The organism is Acidovorax sp. SUPP2539, assembly GCF_030158975.1.
Lineage (GTDB): Bacteria > Pseudomonadota > Gammaproteobacteria > Burkholderiales > Burkholderiaceae_C > Paracidovorax.
The window spans coordinates 1-16787 of sequence record NZ_BQXJ01000011.1 but is presented as its reverse complement, the minus strand read 5'-3'; the positions used below and the strand labels follow the sequence as shown (position 1 = coordinate 16787).

The following is a 16787-nucleotide window of genomic DNA, read 5'->3' as shown; positions in this document are numbered from 1 at the left end:
CCGCGCGGCGCCGGTGCATTGTGCTGCGGACCGGCGCCCGGCGGTGTCCCGGGAGCGATGGCCGGGCGCGCTCAGAACGCGTCTTCCGGCAGGCTGGCGCAGGTGTCGTCGCGCGTGCGCACCACGTTCAGCCAGGCGCCGATCTTGGGCAGCTCGTAGTGAAAGAAGTAGCGCGCCGCGCCCAGGCGGCCCACGCTCGCGGGCGCGGCCTGCGCGGCATCGGCGCGCAGCGTGGCCAGGGCCACGTCCAGCCACACCCAGGCCAGCACCGTGTGGCCGAAGGCCTGCATGTAGGGCACGGCGTTGGCGAGCGCCTCGGTGGGCTCGCCCGTCGCCCAGGCGGCCTTGGTGGCCGCGCCCACCTGCTGCAGCGCCTGGGCCAGCGCGTTGGCGTGCGCCGCCAGCGCGGGCTGCTGGATGGCCTGCTCCACGGTGGCGTTGATGCGCGCGGCCAGCAGCTGCAGGCCCCGGCCGTTTTCCATCAGCACCTTGCGGCCCAGCAGGTCCAGCGCCTGGATGCCGTGCGTGCCCTCGTGGATCATGTTCAGCCGGTTGTCGCGCCAGTACTGCTCCACGGGAAAGTCGCGCGTGTAGCCGTAGCCGCCGTGGATCTGGATGGCGAGCGAATTGGCCTCCAGACACCACTCGCTGGGCCAGCTCTTGGCAATCGGCGTCAGCACCTCCAGCAGCAGCCGCGCCTCGTCGGCGTCGGGCGAGGTGCCGGTGTGCTGCTCGTCCACCAGGCGCGCGCAATACAGGTTGAGCGCCAGCGCGCCCTCGCCGTAGCTCTTTTGCGCCAGCAGCATGCGCTTGATGTCGGCATGCTCGATCAGGCGCACCTGGGGGGCGCTCGCGTCCTTGCCGGCCTTGCCCAGCAGACGGCCCTGCGGCCGGTTCTTCGCGTAGTCAAGGCTCGCGTGGTAGCCGGCCAGGCCCAGCATGGTCGCGGCCATGCCGATGGCGATGCGCGCCTCGTTCATCATGTGGAACATGCACTTCAGGCCTTCGCCCGGCTGCCCCACCAGGTAGCCGATGGCGCCCGCGCGCCCCTCGACCGGGTAGCGCCCCTCGCCGAAGTTGAGCAGCGTGTTCGTCGTGCCGCGCCAGCCCAGCTTGTGGTTGAGCCCCGCCAGCGCCACGTCGTTGCGCACGCCCGTGAGCTGGCCCTGCGCATCGACGAGCCGCTTGGGCACGATGAACAGCGAGATGCCCCGCGTGCCCGGCACCAGCTTGCCGTCCGGCCCGGGGATCTTGGCCAGCACCAGGTGCACGATGTTCTCGGTCAGCTCGTGGTCGCCGGAGGAGATCCACATCTTGTTGCCGGTGAGGCGGTAGCGCGGGCCCAGCGCGTCCTGCTGCCAGGCATCGCCATCGCCATCCGGCACGGCGCGCGTGGCCACGTCCGAGAGCGACGAGCCCGCCTGCGGCTCCGACAGGCACATGGTGCCGGCCCAGCGGCCGTTGAATTCGTTGTGCGCGAACACCTGCTGCTGCGCCGGCGTGCCGTGCGCCATCAGCAGGTTGGCGTTGCCAGAGGTGAGCAGGTTGGAGCCGATGCTGACCGAGGCCGCGGCGAAGAAGCTGTTGGCCGCCGCCTCCACCGTGTAGGGCAGCTGCATGCCACCCAGCTCGTAGTCCTGCGCGGCGCCCAGCAGGCCCGACTCGGCATAGGCGCGGCGCGCCTCGTGCGTGGCCTGCGGCAGGATCACCTTCTCGCCGTCGAAACGCGGCTCCTCGGTGTCCACCAGGTGGTTGAACGGCGCGTATTTTTCGCGGGCGATGCGCTCGCAGGTGTCCAGTACCGCATCGAAGGTTTCGCGCGAATGGTCGGCAAAGCGCTCGCGCGCCTGCAGCGCGGGAGCGTCCAGCCAGTCGTAGAGCAAGAAATCAACCGTGGTGCGCAGGCTCATGATGGGGCATCGAATAAGGCTTCACCGCAATGAATGTGGCGGCATACAGCTGCAAAAACAATAGCAAACAACCACCACCGGCGTTCAGCCGGGCGAAGCTGGTGGCGAAGGCGCGGCATGCGATGGCAGGGCCACGATGGTGCCCTGGGCGATGGCGCAGAGCTTTTCCACCCCGCCCTGCACCGCGAACACGTCGCAGCGGCAGACCGCCTGCGACGCCCCGGCATGCACGGCCTGGGCGCGCGCCACCAGGCGCTCGCCCACGGCGGGCCGCACGTAGTTGATCTTGAACTCCGAGGTGACCACCGGCACCCGCAGCGCCGAGCCGCCCGCGTAGGTGAGCGCGTTGTCGGCCAGGTAGCTCACCGCCCCGCCGTGCACGAAGCCGTGCTGCTGGCGGATCTGCTCGGTGATGGGCAGGTGCAGCTCGCACCCGCCCGGGGCGAACGCATGCAGTTCTGCGCCCAGCAGCACGCTGAAGGGCTGCGCCGCCAGCACCTCGCGGCCCATGGCCAGGAAGGCCTCGGGCGGCACGGTGACGGGTGGCGCGGCCATGGGCGTGCCCCTTGCGGTTACAGCACTTCGAAGATGCCGGCCGCGCCCATGCCGCCGCCGATGCACATGGTCACCGCCACGCGCTTGGCGCCGCGGCGCTTGCCTTCTATGAGCGCATGGCCGGTGAGGCGCTGGCCGCTCACGCCGTAGGGGTGGCCCAGGGCGATGGCGCCGCCGTTCACGTTCAGGCGGTCGGCGGGAATGCCCAGCTTGTCGCGGCAGTACAGCACCTGCACGGCGAAGGCCTCGTTCAGCTCCCACAGGTCGATGTCGTTCACCGTGAGGCCCAGCTTCTTGAGCACCTTGGGCACGGCGAACACGGGGCCGATGCCCATCTCGTCGGGCTCGCAGCCCGCCACCGCGAAGCCCAGGAAGCGGCCCAGGGGCTTCAGGCCCTTGCGGCTGGCGTAGTCCTCGCTCACCAGCACGCAGGCGCCGGCACCGTCGGAGAACTGGCTGGCATTGCCGGCCGAGATCACGCCGCCGGGCATGGCCGGGCGGATGCCGCTGATGCCTTCCTTGGTGGTGCCTTCGCGCGTGCCCTCGTCCTTGGAGACCGTCACCTGCTGGGTGATGAGGCCGCGCACCTTGTCGGCCACGCCGGCCGTCACGGTGATGGGGGCGATCTCGTCATCGAACTTGCCAGCCGCCTGCGCGGCGCAGGCCCGCTGCTGGCTGGCGGCGCCGTATTCGTCCATGGCGTCGCGGCCGATGCCATAGCGCTTGGCGACCTGCTCGGCGGTCTCCAGCATGCTCCAGTAGATCTCGGGCTTGGCCTTGGCCAGCGCCAGGTCGCGCAGCATGTGCAGGTTCATCTCCTGCTGCACGCAGGAGATGCTCTCCACGCCGCCGGCCACGTACACGTCGGCCTCGCCGGCGATGATGCGCTGCGCCGCCAGGGCGATGGTCTGCAGGCCCGACGAGCAAAAGCGGTTCACCGTCACGCCCGACACGCTGACCGGCAGGCCGGCGCGCAGCGCGATCTGGCGTGCGATGTTGGCGCCCGTGGCGCCCTCGGGGTTGGCGCAACCCATGATGACGTCTTCCACTTCCGCGCCGTCGATGCCGGCGCGCGCGATGGCGTGCTGCACGGCATGGCCGCCCAGCGTGGCGCCGTGGGTCATGTTGAACGAGCCCTTCCAGCTCTTGGCGAGCGGCGTGCGGGCGGTGGAAACGATCACTGCGGAGGTCATGTGCAATTCCTTGGGATTCGGGGGGACACGTGCGGTGCGGTCGGTCGGGTCAGGAGAAGGCCTTGCCTTCCGCGGCGAGCCGGGCCAGCAGCGGCGCGGGCTCCCAGAACTTCGCATCGTCCAGCGGGTTCTGCGCGAAGCGCTTCATGGCCTGCACCACGTTGAACAGGCCGACCTCGTTGGCGTAGTGCATGGGGCCGCCGCGGTGGATCGGAAAGCCGTAGCCGGTGAGGTACACCATGTCGATGTCGCCCGACTTGCCGGCGATGCCGTCCTCCAGGATGTGCGCGCCTTCGTTCACCAGCGAGAACACCAGGCGCTGCACGATCTCTTCGTCCGAGATCTTGCGCGGCGTGATGCCCAGGCTCTTGCGGTGCTCTTCGATCATGCGGTTGACCACCTCGCTCGGGATCGCATCGCGCTTGCCGGCCTGGTAGTCGTACCAGCCCGCGCCGGTCTTCTGGCCGTAGCGGCCCATCTCGCACAGCAGGTCGGCCGTCTTGCTGTACTTCATGTCCGGCTTTTCCTGGTAGCGGCGCTTGCGGATCGCCCAGCCGATGTCGTTGCCGGCCAGGTCGCCCATGCGGAACGGGCCCATGGCGAAGCCGAATTTCTCCACCGCCTTGTCCACCTGCTGCGGCGTGGCGCCCTCCTCGATCAAAAAGCCCGCCTGGCGGCTGTACTGCTCGATCATGCGGTTGCCGATGAAGCCGTCGCACACGCCCGAGACCACGGCGGTCTTCTTGATCTTCTTGGCCAGGGCCATCACCGTGGCCAGCACGTCCTTGGCCGTGGCCTGGCCGCGCACCACTTCCAGCAGCTTCATCACGTTGGCAGGGCTGAAGAAGTGCATGCCCACCACGTCCTGCGGGCGCTTCGTGAAGCCGGCGATCTTGTCCACATCCAGCGTGGAGGTGTTGGACGCCAGGATCGCGCCGGGCTTGGCCACGGCATCGAGCTGCTTGAACACGGCTTCCTTCACGCCCAGCTCTTCGAACACCGCTTCGATGATGAGGTCGGCGTCCTTGAGGTCGGCGTAGTCCAGCGTGGTGGCGAGCAGCCCCATGCGCTGCTGGTACTTGTCTTCCTTGAGCTTGCCCTTCTTGACCTGCGACTCGTAGTTCTTCTTGATCGTGGCGATGCCGCGGTCCAATGCCTCCTGCTTGGTCTCCAGGATGGTGACGGGAATGCCCGCGTTCAGGAAGTTCATGGCGATGCCGCCGCCCATGGTGCCGGCGCCGATCACACCGACCTTCTGGATGTCGCGCTTCGGGGTGCTGGAGGGCACGTCGGCGATCTTGCTCGCGGCACGCTCGGCCATGAACAGGTGGCGCAGCGCGCGGGACTCGGGCGTCCACATCAGGTTGATGAACAGCTCGCGCTCGTAGGCGATGCCATCGGCGAACTTGCGCTTGGTGGCGGCCTCGACAGCGTCCACGCATTTTTCAGGCGCGGGGAAGTTCTTGGCCATGCCCTTGACCATGTTGCGCGCGAACTGGAAGTACGCATCGCCCTCGGGGTGCTTGCACGGCAGATTGCGCACCAGCGGCAGCGGACGCACGTCAGCCACGCTCTGGGCGAAGGCCAGGGCCTCGGCGGCCAGCGCCTCGGGCGAGGCCACCAGCTTGTCGAACAGCTTCTGGCCGGGAATGGAGCCGATCAGCTCGCTCTTGACCGTCTCGCCGCTCACGATCATGTTGAGCGCGGCCTCCACGCCCAGCACGCGCGGCAGGCGCTGCGTGCCGCCGGCGCCGGGCAGCAGGCCCAGCTTGACCTCGGGCAGCGCCACGCTGCAGCCCGGCGCGGCGATGCGGTAGTGGCAGCCCAGCGCCAGCTCCAGCCCGCCGCCCATGCACACCGAATGGATGGCCGCCACCACGGGCTTGGCCGAGTTCTCCACCGCCAGGATCACCGATTGCAGGTTGGGCTCCTGCAGCGCCTTGTCGGTGCCGAACTCCTTGATGTCGGCCCCGCCGGAGAACGCCCCACCGGCGCCCGTGATGACGATGGCGCGGACGGCCGCGTCGGCGTTGGCACGCGCCAGCCCGTCGGCCACGCCCTGGCGGGTGGCATGGCCCAAGCCATTGACGGGGGGGTTGTCGAGCGTGATCACGGCCACATCGCCGTGGACTTGGTACTCAGCGGTCATGCGCTTGTTCCTCGGGTTTGAAAAGACAACGCTGCGGGCCTTGGCGGCTCTTTAGCGAACGATCGTGCTTTTCCATTCTAGGGGCCTTGCAAGGCGGCCCGGTATCAACGGGTGTCCGCTCTGGGACACCCGCCGGCACGGGGCTCGCACGCAAACGTCATATGCACGTCGGTTTTCCTTCGTTTCCCCGTGCGGGGCGCGCCGGTAGCCTCGGCCGTTTTCCCGCACGCAGAGGATCCTCCCATGAGCGAATGGACACAGCACCTTCCCACCGCGGCGCGCGTCGCCACGCAGCACACGGCGCCGGCCGCCCCGGCCGCGCGCGGCGCAGCGGCCTCCAAGGCCCTGCCCGTGCGAGCTGCCGCGCGCCGGGCACCACGCCCCTGGAGCCCGCGCAGCCTGGCCCTGATTTCATGGCTGGCGCCGCTCGCCCTGGTGCTGGTGTGGGAGCTGTTCGCCCGCGCCGGCGCCCTGTCTCCCCAGGTGCTGCCCGCGCCCAGCCGCGTGGCGCAAACCGCATGGCAACTGGTGCTGCAGGGCCAGCTCATCAGCGACCTGGGCGTGAGCCTGCTGCGCGCGGCCACGGGCTTCGCCATCGGCGGCACCATCGGCTTCACGCTGGGGACGCTGGTGGGGTTCTCTCGGCTGGCCGAAGCCCTGCTGGACCGCAGCGTGCAGATGGTGCGCGCGGTGCCGTTCCTGGCCATGCTGCCGCTGGTCATCGTGTGGTTCGGCGTGGACGAGGCGGGCAAGATCTTCCTGGTGTCGCTGGGCGTGATGTTCCCCATCTACATCAACACCGTGCTGGGCATCCGGCAGGTGGACCCCAAGCTGGTGGAGGTGGGCCGGGTCAACGGCCTGTCCACCGCCGCGCTGATCCGCCGCATCGTGCTGCCGGGCGCCCTGCCCTCCATCCTGGCGGGCGTGCGCTACGCGCTGGCCGTGGCCTGGCTGGCGCTGGTGATCGCCGAGACCATCGCGACCGAGGCCGGCATCGGCTTTCTGGCCATGGACGCGCGCGAGTTTTTGCGCACCGACGTGATCGTGCTCACCATCGTGGTCTATGCCGCCATCGGCGTGGCGTCGGACGCCGTGGCGCGGGCGCTGGAGCGGCGGCTGCTGTCGTGGCACCCCAACTACGCCGCGCGGGGTGGCCGATGAGCGCGCCGCACGCCCCCACCACCGCCGTCGCCGTGCACGGCCTGCGCCGCCGCTACGGCGAGCGCACGGTGATCGACGGGCTCGATCTGGCCATCGCACGCGGCGAGTTCGTCGCCCTCCTGGGCGAGAGCGGCTGCGGCAAGACCACGCTGCTGCGCGCCCTGGCCGGCCTGGACACCATCGACGGCGGCCGCATCGACGGCCCGCCGCAACCGGCCGTGGTGTTCCAGGAACACCGCCTGCTGCCCTGGGAGCCGCTGTGGCGCAACGTGGCGCTGGGCCTGGAGGGCGACACCGCGCAGGCGCTCGCCCAGCAGGCCCTGGCCGAAGTGGGCCTGGGCGACCGGCTGCACGACTGGCCGCGCAACCTCTCGGGCGGCCAGGCCCAGCGCGTGGCCCTGGCCCGCGCCCTGGTGCGCGAGCCGCGCCTGCTGCTGCTGGACGAACCCTTCGCCGCGCTCGACGCCCTGACCCGCATCCGCATGCACGCCCTGGTCAAGGCCCTGGTGCGCCGCCACCAACCCGGCGTGCTGCTCGTGACGCACGACGTGGACGAGGCCATCGCCCTGGCCGACCGCGTGCTGGTGATGCGCGAAGGCGCCATCGCCGGCGAATACGCCGTGCCGCCCGAGGCGCAGACCCTGCGCACCCACCCCGACGCCGTGGCGCTGCGCGAGGCCCTGCTGTCCGAGCTGGGCGTGGCCGCCGAGGCCTGATGCCCCCGCACCGATTCCCGCCTTCCGAATGGCTTCCCGAATGACTTTTTCTTTCTCCCGCACCATGACCTCCGCCGTTTCGACCGACGTTTTCGACGCCCCCCACGCCCCATCGTCCTCCCGCCGCAGCTTCCTGCAGGCCGGCCTGCTGGCCGGCGGCCTGGCCGCGCTGCAGGCACCGGCCTTCGCCGCCAACCGGGCCGCGCGCAACACCGACACCGTGCGCCTGGCCTGGGGCCGCGGCGGCCTGCCCGGCCTGGCCAAGACGCGGGGCGCGTTCGAAAAGCGCCTGGCCCAGGACGGCATCAAGGTGCAATGGGTGGGGCCGTTTCCCAACCACGCGCCGTCGCTGCAGGCGGTGACGGGCGGCAGCAGCGACTTCGGCTTCGGCGGCAGCACCACGCCCGCGCTGGCGGCCATGATTGCGGGCTCGCCGCTGGTGTTCACGCAGTTCGCCATCGTGGAGCCGCGCAGCACGGCCATCATCGCCAAGGACGGCTCGGGCATCGACAAGGTGCAGGACCTGGTGGGCAAATCGGTGGCGGTCAACCGCTCGGGCCTGGGCGAATTCCTGCTCGTGGCCGCCCTGGAAAAGCACGGCATCGACCGCAGCAAGGTCAAGTTCGTGTACCTGAACCCGCCCGACGCCGGCCCCGCCTTCGCGCAGGGCAAGATCGACGCCTGGTCGATGTGGAGCCCGGGCGTGGACATCGCCCGCACCGAGTACAAGGCGCACGACGTGTTCTTCGAGGGGCGCGATCTCGACTTCCTGATCGACTTCAACTCCTACGTCACCCACCGGAAATTCGCCGAAGAGAACACCGCCATCGTGCACGCCGTCAACGCGGCCTACGCCGCCGAAGCCCAATGGGCCACGCAGAACGCGTCCGAGGCCGAGGCGCTCTACCAGCAGGACGCCAACTACAGCGACGCCGTGCGTGCCTCGCTGCTGCAGCTCAAGCGCCGCTGGGAGGTGCACGGCGTGAACGACGCGGCCTTCATCCAGAAATTCCAGAACGCTGCCGACTGGCTGTCGCAGCGCAAGATCCTGCCGCAGAAGGTGCAGGTCAAGGACTACCTGGCCCGGCTGTGAGCACCACCCCGCCCACCCATCCGCCCCACTCTGCGAATCCGGCGCCGACGGCCCACGCCGCCTTCACCGCCACGCACTGGGGCGTGTACCGGCCCATCGTCGAAGGCGGCCGGCTCACCGGCATGGCGCCTGCGCCATGGGACGCCGCGCCCTCGCCCATCGGCCAGTCCCTGCCCGGCGCCATCGACTCGCCCACCCGCGTGCGCCGGCCCGCCGTGCGCCGCAGCTTTTTGAACCCGGCCACGCGCCACGCGAGCGGCCACCTGCGCGGGCGCGAGCCCTTCGTCGAGCTGCCCTGGGACGAGGCGCTGGACCTGGTGGCCGGCGAACTGCGCCGTGTGCGCGCGGCCCACGGCAACGAGGCCGTCTTCGGCGGCAGCTACGGCTGGTCGAGCGCGGGGCGCTTTCACCACGCGCAGAGCCAGCTGCACCGTTTCCTGAACGGCTTCGGCGGCTACATCGCCAGCAAGGACAGCTACAGCCTGGGCGCCGGCCGCGTGCTGCTGCCGCACATCGTCGATGGCATGGACGCGCTGCTGCAGCACCACACCGCGTGGGACGTTCTGGCGCAGCACTGCGAGCTGTTCGTGGCCTTCGGCGGCCTGCCCGTGCGCAACACGCAGGTGAGCCCGGGCGGCGCAAGCGACCACGGCGCGGCACCGGCCCTGGCCCGCATGGCCACGAGCAGGCGCACGGCCTTCGTCAACATCAGCCCGGCGCGCGACGACCTGGCGGCCGTGCCCGAAGCCGAGTGGCTACCGATCCAGCCCGGCACCGATACCGCGCTGATGATGGGCCTGGCCCACGTGCTGGTCACCGAAGGCCTGCACGACGGTGCCTTCTGCGCGCGCTACACCGTGGGCTTCGACCGCGTACGCGACGCCCTGCTGGGCCACGGTGCCGACGGCACCGCCAAGACACCCGAGTGGGCCGCCGCGCAGACCGGCATTCCCGCCGAGCGCATCGTGGCGCTGGCGCGGCGCATGGCCCGCCAGCGCACCCTCGTCAACTGCACCTACTCGCTGCAGCGCGCGCGGCACGGCGAGCAGCCGTTCTGGATGGCCGTCACGCTGGCCGCGCTGCTGGGCCAGATCGGACTGCCCGGCGGCGGCTTCGGCCTGGGCTACGGCTGCATGAACTACATCGGCAGCGGGCACGGCAGCTTCTCGGGCGCGCGCCTGCCGCAGGGGCACAACCCCGTGGGCGCCTTCATTCCCGTGGCGCGCATCGCCGACATGCTGCTGCAGCCCGGCGAGGCCTTCGACTACAACGGCGAACGCCACCGCTACCCCCATGCCCGCCTGCTGTACTGGGCCGGCGGCAACGTGTTCCACCACCACCAGGACCTGAACCGCACCATCGAGGCCTGGCAACGGCCCGAGACCATCGTGACGCACGAACAGGTGTGGACGGCGCAGGCCAAATACTCCGACATCGTGCTGCCCGCCACCACCTCGCTGGAGCGCGACGACATCGGCAGCGCCGGCAGCGAGCCGCGCATGATCGCCATGCGCGCGGCCATCGCGCCCGTGGGCGAGGCCCGCGACGACTACGCCATCTTCCGCGCGCTGGCCGCGCGGCTGGGCTTCGAGGCCGCCTACACCGAAGGGCGCGACACCGCGCAATGGCTGCGCCACCTGTACGAAGCCGCCCGGCCACGCGCGGAGGCGGCGGGCATCGCACTGCCATCGTTCGACACGTTCTGGAGCGCCGGCCACCTCGAACTGCCCCGGCCCGCCGCGCCCGTGGTGCTGCTGGAACGCTTTCGGCAAGACCCGGCCGCGCACCCGCTGCCCACGCCCTCGGGGCGCATCGAGCTGTTCTCGCAGACCATCGACCGCTTCGGCTACGGCGACTGCCCGGGCCAGGCCACGTGGTTCCCGCCCGAGGCATCCGCCTGGCCCATCCACCTGCTGTCGCACCAGCCCGCGGCGCGGCTGCACAGCCAATACGACCACGGCCGCGTGAGCCGCGCCACCAAGGTGCAGGGCCGCGAGCCGATCACGTTGAACCGCGCCGACGCGCTGCGACGTGGCATCGCCGGGGGCGACGTGGTGCGCGTGTTCAACGCCTACGGCGCCTTCCTGGCCGGGGCAGTGCTGAGCGACGGCCTGCGTCCCGGCGTGGCGCAGATCGCCACGGGCGCCTGGTACGACCCGCTGGACCCGCAGGTGGCCGGCAGCCTGGACAAGCATGGCAACCCCAACCTGGTCACGCCGGATGTCGGCAGTTCCCGCCTGTCGCAGGGCTGCGCGGCGCAGAGCGCCCGGGTGGAGGTGGCGCTGTGGCGGGGACCGTTGCCGGAGGTGACGGCGTTCGAGCCGCCGCAGCGGTTGGAAGTGGACGCGGCGCTCGCCCATCCGGCTGCAAGCCAATTCCAGCCCAACCGGGACTTGCACCCAAATTGGCCTCCAGCACAATAGTTACTAGGGCATATCGCTATCAATTAAATAGCACCCATGCTGGCGGAGCGTGTCGAGGGCGAGTCGGGCTATGCTCGCCGTTGGCACGCGCCCGTGGCGCCGCAGTTCGGCGACTGGTGCTATACACGGATTCACGCAACACACCATTCAAGAGGAACGCATGTCGATCAAAACCCTTCTGAAATCCACCGTGGCGGCCCTGGCGATCGCCACCGGCGGGTCGCTTTTCGCACAGGGCACGCCCATCAACACAGCGGCGTTCGACGCGCTGGTCGCGCAGGGCCCCGTCGCTGACGCGGCCACCATCGCATCCAGCACCTGGGCCAGCAAGATCAAGCAGGCCGGCACCCTGCGCCTGGGCGGCACGCAAACCTCGAACCTGTTCTCGCTGCTCAACGAGAAGGACGGCAAGATGCGCGGCTTCGACGCCGGCCTGGCCCAGCTCATCACGCGCTACATCCTGGGCGATGGGGCCAAGGTCCAGTTCACGCAGGTGACCTCAGCCACGCGCGAGCAGGTGCTCATCAACGGTCAGGTGGACATGGTGTTCGCCACCTATTCCATCACGCCCGCCCGCGCCGAGAAGATCTCGTTCGCCGGGCCCTACTACACCTCGCAGGCCGGCGTGCTGGTCAAGGCGAACAACAAGACCATCCAGTCGCACGACGACCTGGCCAGCAAGAAGGTCGCCACGCAGGCGGGCTCCACGGGCCCCGCGATCCTGGCGCAGTACGCGCCCAAGGCAGCCGTGCAGGAGTTCCAGACCCACCAGGAGGCCCTGGACGCCCTGCGCCAGGGACGCGTGGATGCCTACGTGACCGACCACACGCTGCTGCTCAACGCCCTGAGCCTGGGAACCGGCGACGCCAAACTGGCCGGCGCGCCCTTCGGTGCGCAAGACCCCTACGGCATCGGACTGCCCAAGGGCTCGGACGGCGTGGCCTTCGTCAATGCCTTCCTCAAGAAGATCGAAGCCGACGGCACCTGGGCCAAGCTCTGGACCATTTCCATCGGACAGCGCACCGGCAGCACCACCGTGCCGACGCCCCCCGCCCTGCCCTGACCCCCGATGGGCGAGGTCTCCAGGCTCCTGGCCGACCACGGGCCTGCCTTCGGGCAGGCCCTTTTGCTGACGTGGAAGCTCACGGTCCTGTCGTTCGTGCCCGGCTTCCTGCTGGGCATGGCCGTGACGGTGCTTCGGCTCTTGCCGCTGCCGCCGCTGCGCTTCGTCCTGACCGTCTACGTCGAGATCTTTCGCAACATTCCCAGCGTCGCGCTGCTGATCTTCATCGTGTTCGCGCTGCCCGACCTGAACGTGCTGTTCGACTATGAGCCCGCCGTCATCCTGACGTTGATACTGGTCTGCTCCGCGTTCACGGCGGACTACCTGCGCTCGGGCATCAACACCGTCGCCGGCGGCCAGATCGAGGCCGCCCTCAGCCTGGGCATGCGCCCGATGCGCATCGTCTCGGCGGTGCTGCTGCCGCAGGCGCTGCGCGCGGTGGTGCAACCGATGACCTCGCTGCTCATCGCGTTGATGCTGTCCACCTCGTTGGCGTCGCAGGTGCCGTTTCCGGGCCGGGAACTCACCACGCTCGTATCCAAGATCGCCAACGACTCCGCGGCCGGCATGGCCGCGTTCGCAGTGGCCGCCGCGATGTACGTGGCGTCCGGGCTGCTGATCGCCTGGGCCGGCGCCGCCCTGGAAAAGAAGGTGCGGATCCTGCGATGAGTCGCCCCCTCGAAGACATCCTGTTCGGGGCGCCCAGCCCCCGGGCCCAAACCGTCGCGCGGGTCGCAAGCGGGGCCGCGGCGGCCCTGCTGCTCCTGCTGGCGGCGGCGGTCGTGTTCCGATTCCACTCGGCGGGGCAGCTTGACGCCCGGTTCTGGAAATTCTTCGCCTGGCCCTCGACCTGGGCCTTCCTGGCCAAGGGCCTGCTCGGCACGCTGGCCTCGGCGGCGATGGCCGCCGTCATCGCGCTGACCCTCGGCCTCGTACTGATGGTGGGCCGCCGGGCGCGGTCGCGGCTCGTGCGCTGGCCCAGCACCGCGGCCATCGAGTTCCTGCGTGGCACGCCGACGCTGCTGCTCATCTACGTGTGCTTTCTGGTACTGCCCTCGGCCGGGATCAAACTCAGCACCTACTGGATGCTGACCCTGCCCGTCGGCCTGAGCACCGCCGCCGTCGTGGCCGAGGTGTACCGCGCGGGCGTGCTCGCCGTTCCCCGCGGCCAGACCGATGCCGCGCGAAGCCTGGGGCTGACCGAGGTCCAGGTCTTTTCCGTCGTCGTCTTTCCCCAGGCGCTGCGCTACATCGTCCCGGCCCTGGTCGCGCAACTGGTCATCGTGGTCAAGGACACCACCTTCGGCTACGTCGTCACCTATGGCGAACTCATGCAGAACGCCAAGGTGCTCATCGCCAACTACCACTCGCTGGTACCGGTGTACCTGGTGGTCGCGGCGCTGTACTGCCTGGTGAATTACGCGATCTCCAGGGCGAGCCAATGGCTGGGGCGGCCGGTGCATTGACGGTCGTCAGCAGCCCGGTGACGAGACGCTCTGCGAGGAAAAGGACAGCGGTCTTGTGGGATTTTCACTCTGACCTCGGCAACCGATGGAATGCTCTCCATCATTGAGTCGACGACCGGTTCATATTCCTTCCGTGCCGACGATCCATCTCCTGAATGGCGAACATCAACTCGCCGATCAACTCTGCACAAACAATTTCATTTTTCGATTGATAGGCCAGCCCAAACTCTTCCTCATCAGGATCGAAAAACAAAATGCAACTATCGCTTCTGGCAATTTTGTAGGCCAGTTTATTTGGCTGATCAAATATTTTGAAAATCGATACGTCAGTACGGCAGCTTTGGAAATATTGAACCAATGTCAAATGCGCATTGGATTCACAGAAAGCATGTAGGAAATTTTCCAATTCGCCTTCTAAAATCTTCATTTAATTATCTGCAATTTTATGCAGCCAGCGAGAAACAATGGAGGACAAACATGCAGTCATTGTATATGCGAAAAATCAATGGCACCCCAGTTAGCCCCCTTGGCATCCAACCCAACCTTCAATCCATCATTATACTCGTTAATTTCCAATAACAAGTAGTCTTTCATATCTTCGGACAAAAGCCCCATAATTCCCCAATCAGCAGAACTCAACAAATACTCCACATTGATATCTGCCAATGAATCTATTTTTACCAAGCCGCAATCGATAGAGCCCTCAATCCATAAATATATTCTCGAAATATTCAACACACTTAAATTATTAAATACCTTCTTAAATCTTTCGACTTCATGGATTGAAAAATCCAACTCAATGGTCCGCGATGCCATGCCTTCGAAAACCTGGCTTTGCGCACGAAGCTTTTCAGCCTCATCTGGCGTACCTAAATCCCTATACGAAATAGGAAAAATTAATAATTTTAAAAGATTGCTCAAATATTTCGGATAAATTATCCTCCTGCGAATCAATGACTGCCTATCCGACATTTTTTCGATCATCAATAAAATTATTAGCAGCCATTTCTCCAGCCTCACGTGATTACGATTAATTTAAATTACTTATACTCAAATATTTATATTTAAGCCACCTAGCTTCAGATTGCATTTCTAGAGGAATATCGTCTTCCGGCTCCAACCCAATCCGATCCAAGACGTCAAACCAAGCCTCCCGTAGAGACGGTGGCAGTTTTCCCCCGCACCATGGGCAATAGTCAATCGCATGATAGCTCCCTCCGCCACCGTATGTGATCCCGTATTCTCTGAATTTCGGAATAAATTCCAAATTAAAATCATCCGAAATTAGCCGATCACACATGGCCGAGCAGCAGTGTCGAAAAAATTCCATTTAACAATCACCAAGCCATATTCTATATTTAATGATTATATCAGCTTAAAAAGTGTTCAGCCTGCTTAAATCCCATCTCTTCAGCCGACTAAGCAAGAAAATTGCTTTATCAGCTATCGTTCCTTCTACAAACTCTTTCGAATCAAGGAATGCTTATCTGACACTTTACCAATATTTCCAGCCATGACTAGAACAGCCTTTGCCTAGATTTGGACTGAGCATCCAGTCATTATCAACTCCTTACAAGCCTTTCAATCAAAGCAATCTGGATATCAATCTCGTCTTTCTCAGCTTGATTGATCGGTCTACCCTCATCAAGAGTCAACGCATTTATTTCCTCAAGGACGTATATGCAATCAATAACTCTTGAAAAATCCAAATGAGTATTTTCTTTAAAAATCTCACCCAAAACCAACTCCGCATTGAAACAAAGCGAATCCAGACTCAAAGAACCATTGCGATAGCCAGCGATTAATTCAAACAACTTTTCTTTATTCATCTCCATTCCCCCTAGTAGCACAAGAATTACTTGGAGGCCCATTTCTAACAGTAATAACATTACCAGTTGTCGAATTCGTCACAACCGTTATATTATTAACAGGGTCGTGAAACTGGGTGGTATTTGGTCGCGAGCCTGGATTCTGCCGCCCATAGAGCAGAGTATCTATTACGGCGGAAGGAGGAAGCCCACGCCCTTGCATCCGATCAAAAGCATGCCCCGAGAAAGAGCGACCATTAATTTCGCCTGGCAAATTTGACCCAGGCCGCACTTCAACAGGTGCGCGCGTTGTTCCTACCTGTGGATTAGGCGGTGGAAGAGTAGGTCCAATTCTGGGAAATATTGGAATGACCGGGGCACCGCTTGATCGACGTTGCAGACCTTCAGGATCGATATCAAGCAATGGATCACCATCTACATACAAGAACCGATTCCACCCTCCCTCTAGTCCAATCGGATCGGCCTGTATATACCGTGCTATTGCAGGCCCTTGTGCCACCAAGCTCAAAAAACTAACAAGCAATATATATTTAAACCATTTCATCACGATTTTCCCTCTCCTAATTTTGAAATTTTGCATTTTCGCCGTATCCAGTTTTGGCAGTAATTTCCAATGGCCGCCAACCCAGCCCATAAGCCCGATCATAAATTGACTCGAGTTGATTATTCAGCATCAGGAGCCTCGGCCGCTTGCTAATCGGAGTGTCGTTGGCTATAGGATAGTTTTTCACAAACTCCTGTCTTCGAATTTCCTGCGTCGCAGCGAACAGATTCAAAAGCGCGCAAATGTCATTGGGACTGTATTTCAACAAAAATTGAGCCATCGCGGCATGCCGATAAGGCTGATCCTGCTTTTCATAAAACGCCATGAGCGTTTCTGCCATGGCGACAATGGCCTCTTTTTTGGGCATGGGCCGCAGGTAAATCCCTGATTTCAGAGCAATGTCGGTCATGGGCGACTGCTGGCGCAGCCAAGCCTCGCGCGTGAAACCGGCGCCGCTGGTCGTTTCCAGGTTGTACAACTTGCCGTCGCTGTCTCGCCATTGCACGAACAGATGGTTGGGGGCGGCCGCCAGGCTGACGTCCAGACCAAGCCGCTGGCCTAGAGCGTGTTATGAACTTTGCTCCGTGAGAGCGAAGCCAAGGGTAGAGTTTGCAGATGCCCCGCAAGCCCTACCCAACAGACGTCAGCGATGAAGAATGGAGCTTCGCTGCGCCTTACCTGACCC

17 protein-coding genes are annotated in these 16787 nt (G+C 65.3%); 7 read left to right on the top strand and 10 right to left on the bottom strand.

Features of this window, described 5'->3' with window-relative positions; genetic code table 11:
- Positions 1 to 71 precede the first annotated feature (71 nt).
- The 4 genes from AVTE2539_RS25385 to AVTE2539_RS25370 form a co-directional block, all read right to left on the bottom strand.
- Positions 72 to 1910 carry an acyl-CoA dehydrogenase gene (locus tag AVTE2539_RS25385; protein WP_284415015.1) on the bottom strand — a complete coding sequence of 613 codons (1839 nt, stop codon included), beginning with the start codon at positions 1908 to 1910 and terminating at the stop codon, positions 72 to 74.
- Between the two features lie 84 nt (positions 1911 to 1994).
- Positions 1995 to 2465: a PaaI family thioesterase gene (locus AVTE2539_RS25380; protein ID WP_284415013.1), complete on the bottom strand. Its 471-nt coding sequence runs from the start codon at positions 2463 to 2465 to the stop codon at positions 1995 to 1997.
- Between the two features lie 17 nt (positions 2466 to 2482).
- Positions 2483 to 3658, bottom strand: coding sequence for an acetyl-CoA C-acyltransferase (locus AVTE2539_RS25375; RefSeq protein ID WP_284401101.1), 1176 nt, complete (start codon positions 3656 to 3658; stop codon positions 2483 to 2485).
- Positions 3659 to 3707: 49 nt separating this feature from the next.
- A complete protein-coding gene (locus AVTE2539_RS25370; RefSeq protein ID WP_284415011.1) occupies positions 3708 to 5807 on the bottom strand; it encodes a 3-hydroxyacyl-CoA dehydrogenase NAD-binding domain-containing protein in 2100 nt (699 codons plus the stop codon).
- A gap of 243 nt (positions 5808 to 6050) precedes the next feature.
- Here AVTE2539_RS25370 and AVTE2539_RS25365 point away from each other — a divergent pair, with 243 nt between their 5' ends.
- The 7 genes from AVTE2539_RS25365 (at position 6051) to AVTE2539_RS25335 (ending at position 13729) form a co-directional block, all read left to right on the top strand.
- Positions 6051 to 6968 carry an ABC transporter permease subunit gene (locus AVTE2539_RS25365; protein ID WP_284415008.1) on the top strand — a complete coding sequence of 306 codons (918 nt, stop codon included), beginning with the start codon at positions 6051 to 6053 and terminating at the stop codon, positions 6966 to 6968.
- Positions 6965 to 7684, top strand: coding sequence for an ABC transporter ATP-binding protein (locus AVTE2539_RS25360; protein WP_284415006.1), 720 nt, complete (start codon positions 6965 to 6967; stop codon positions 7682 to 7684). Before AVTE2539_RS25365 ends, AVTE2539_RS25360 begins: the two co-directional genes overlap by 4 nt.
- 64 nt (positions 7685 to 7748) lie before the next feature.
- Positions 7749 to 8777 carry an NrtA/SsuA/CpmA family ABC transporter substrate-binding protein gene (locus AVTE2539_RS25355; RefSeq protein ID WP_284415004.1) on the top strand — a complete coding sequence of 343 codons (1029 nt, stop codon included), beginning with the start codon at positions 7749 to 7751 and terminating at the stop codon, positions 8775 to 8777.
- Positions 8774 to 11200, top strand: coding sequence for a molybdopterin-dependent oxidoreductase (locus AVTE2539_RS25350; protein WP_284415001.1), 2427 nt, complete (start codon positions 8774 to 8776; stop codon positions 11198 to 11200). The genes AVTE2539_RS25355 and AVTE2539_RS25350 overlap by 4 nt, the downstream gene beginning before the upstream one ends.
- 160 nt (positions 11201 to 11360) lie before the next feature.
- A complete protein-coding gene (locus tag AVTE2539_RS25345) occupies positions 11361 to 12263 on the top strand; it encodes a glutamate ABC transporter substrate-binding protein (RefSeq protein WP_284414999.1) in 903 nt (300 codons plus the stop codon).
- Between the two features lie 6 nt (positions 12264 to 12269).
- On the top strand, positions 12270 to 12932 hold the full coding sequence (locus tag AVTE2539_RS25340) for an ABC transporter permease subunit (RefSeq protein WP_284414997.1): 663 nt from the start codon (positions 12270 to 12272) through the stop codon (positions 12930 to 12932).
- Positions 12929 to 13729, top strand: a complete 801-nt coding sequence (locus AVTE2539_RS25335) for an amino acid ABC transporter permease (protein ID WP_284414994.1) — start codon at positions 12929 to 12931, stop codon at positions 13727 to 13729. Before AVTE2539_RS25340 ends, AVTE2539_RS25335 begins: the two co-directional genes overlap by 4 nt.
- A gap of 100 nt (positions 13730 to 13829) precedes the next feature.
- Here AVTE2539_RS25335 and AVTE2539_RS25330 read toward each other — a convergent pair whose 3' ends face one another.
- From AVTE2539_RS25330 to AVTE2539_RS25310, 6 genes are all read right to left on the bottom strand, one after another.
- Entirely contained in the window at positions 13830 to 14156 is a 327-nt protein-coding gene (locus AVTE2539_RS25330) for a hypothetical protein (RefSeq protein ID WP_284401111.1), read from the bottom strand.
- A 56-nt stretch (positions 14157 to 14212) separates the two neighbouring features.
- Positions 14213 to 14713: a hypothetical protein gene (locus AVTE2539_RS25325; protein ID WP_284414992.1), complete on the bottom strand. Its 501-nt coding sequence runs from the start codon at positions 14711 to 14713 to the stop codon at positions 14213 to 14215.
- 46 nt (positions 14714 to 14759) lie between these two features.
- Entirely contained in the window at positions 14760 to 15059 is a 300-nt protein-coding gene (locus AVTE2539_RS26380) for a DUF6980 family protein (RefSeq protein WP_502868984.1), read from the bottom strand.
- 232 nt (positions 15060 to 15291) lie between these two features.
- Entirely contained in the window at positions 15292 to 15558 is a 267-nt protein-coding gene (locus AVTE2539_RS25320; protein WP_284414990.1) for a hypothetical protein, read from the bottom strand.
- Positions 15551 to 16102, bottom strand: a complete 552-nt coding sequence (locus AVTE2539_RS25315) for an RHS repeat-associated core domain-containing protein (protein ID WP_284415094.1) — start codon at positions 16100 to 16102, stop codon at positions 15551 to 15553. Before AVTE2539_RS25315 ends, AVTE2539_RS25320 begins: the two co-directional genes overlap by 8 nt.
- 16 nt (positions 16103 to 16118) lie before the next feature.
- Positions 16119 to 16607 (bottom strand): hypothetical protein, encoded by a 489-nt coding sequence (locus AVTE2539_RS25310; RefSeq protein ID WP_284414988.1) that lies wholly within the window; start codon positions 16605 to 16607, stop codon positions 16119 to 16121.
- Positions 16608 to 16787: the final 180 nt, after the last annotated feature.

Bases quoted from the DNA above. Each gene is read 5' to 3' on its own strand.
- AVTE2539_RS25360 (WP_284415006.1), top strand. From the start codon at position 6,965: ATGAGCGCGCCGCACGCCCCCACCACCGCCGTCGCCGTGCACGGCCTG.
- AVTE2539_RS25345 (WP_284414999.1), top strand. From the start codon at position 11,361: ATGTCGATCAAAACCCTTCTGAAATCCACCGTGGCGGCCCTGGCGATC.
- AVTE2539_RS25375 (WP_284401101.1), bottom strand. From the start codon at position 3,658: ATGACCTCCGCAGTGATCGTTTCCACCGCCCGCACGCCGCTCGCCAAG.
- AVTE2539_RS25330 (WP_284401111.1), bottom strand. From the start codon at position 14,156: ATGAAGATTTTAGAAGGCGAATTGGAAAATTTCCTACATGCTTTCTGT.
- AVTE2539_RS25380 (WP_284415013.1), bottom strand. From the start codon at position 2,465: ATGGCCGCGCCACCCGTCACCGTGCCGCCCGAGGCCTTCCTGGCCATG.
- AVTE2539_RS25325 (WP_284414992.1), bottom strand. From the start codon at position 14,713: ATGATCGAAAAAATGTCGGATAGGCAGTCATTGATTCGCAGGAGGATA.
- AVTE2539_RS26380 (WP_502868984.1), bottom strand. From the start codon at position 15,059: ATGGAATTTTTTCGACACTGCTGCTCGGCCATGTGTGATCGGCTAATT.
- AVTE2539_RS25370 (WP_284415011.1), bottom strand. From the start codon at position 5,807: ATGACCGCTGAGTACCAAGTCCACGGCGATGTGGCCGTGATCACGCTC.
- AVTE2539_RS25355 (WP_284415004.1), top strand. From the start codon at position 7,749: ATGACCTCCGCCGTTTCGACCGACGTTTTCGACGCCCCCCACGCCCCA.
- AVTE2539_RS25385 (WP_284415015.1), bottom strand. From the start codon at position 1,910: ATGAGCCTGCGCACCACGGTTGATTTCTTGCTCTACGACTGGCTGGAC.
- AVTE2539_RS25335 (WP_284414994.1), top strand. From the start codon at position 12,929: ATGAGTCGCCCCCTCGAAGACATCCTGTTCGGGGCGCCCAGCCCCCGG.
- AVTE2539_RS25315 (WP_284415094.1), bottom strand. From the start codon at position 16,102: ATGAAATGGTTTAAATATATATTGCTTGTTAGTTTTTTGAGCTTGGTG.
- AVTE2539_RS25340 (WP_284414997.1), top strand. From the start codon at position 12,270: ATGGGCGAGGTCTCCAGGCTCCTGGCCGACCACGGGCCTGCCTTCGGG.
- AVTE2539_RS25320 (WP_284414990.1), bottom strand. From the start codon at position 15,558: ATGAATAAAGAAAAGTTGTTTGAATTAATCGCTGGCTATCGCAATGGT.
- AVTE2539_RS25365 (WP_284415008.1), top strand. From the start codon at position 6,051: ATGAGCGAATGGACACAGCACCTTCCCACCGCGGCGCGCGTCGCCACG.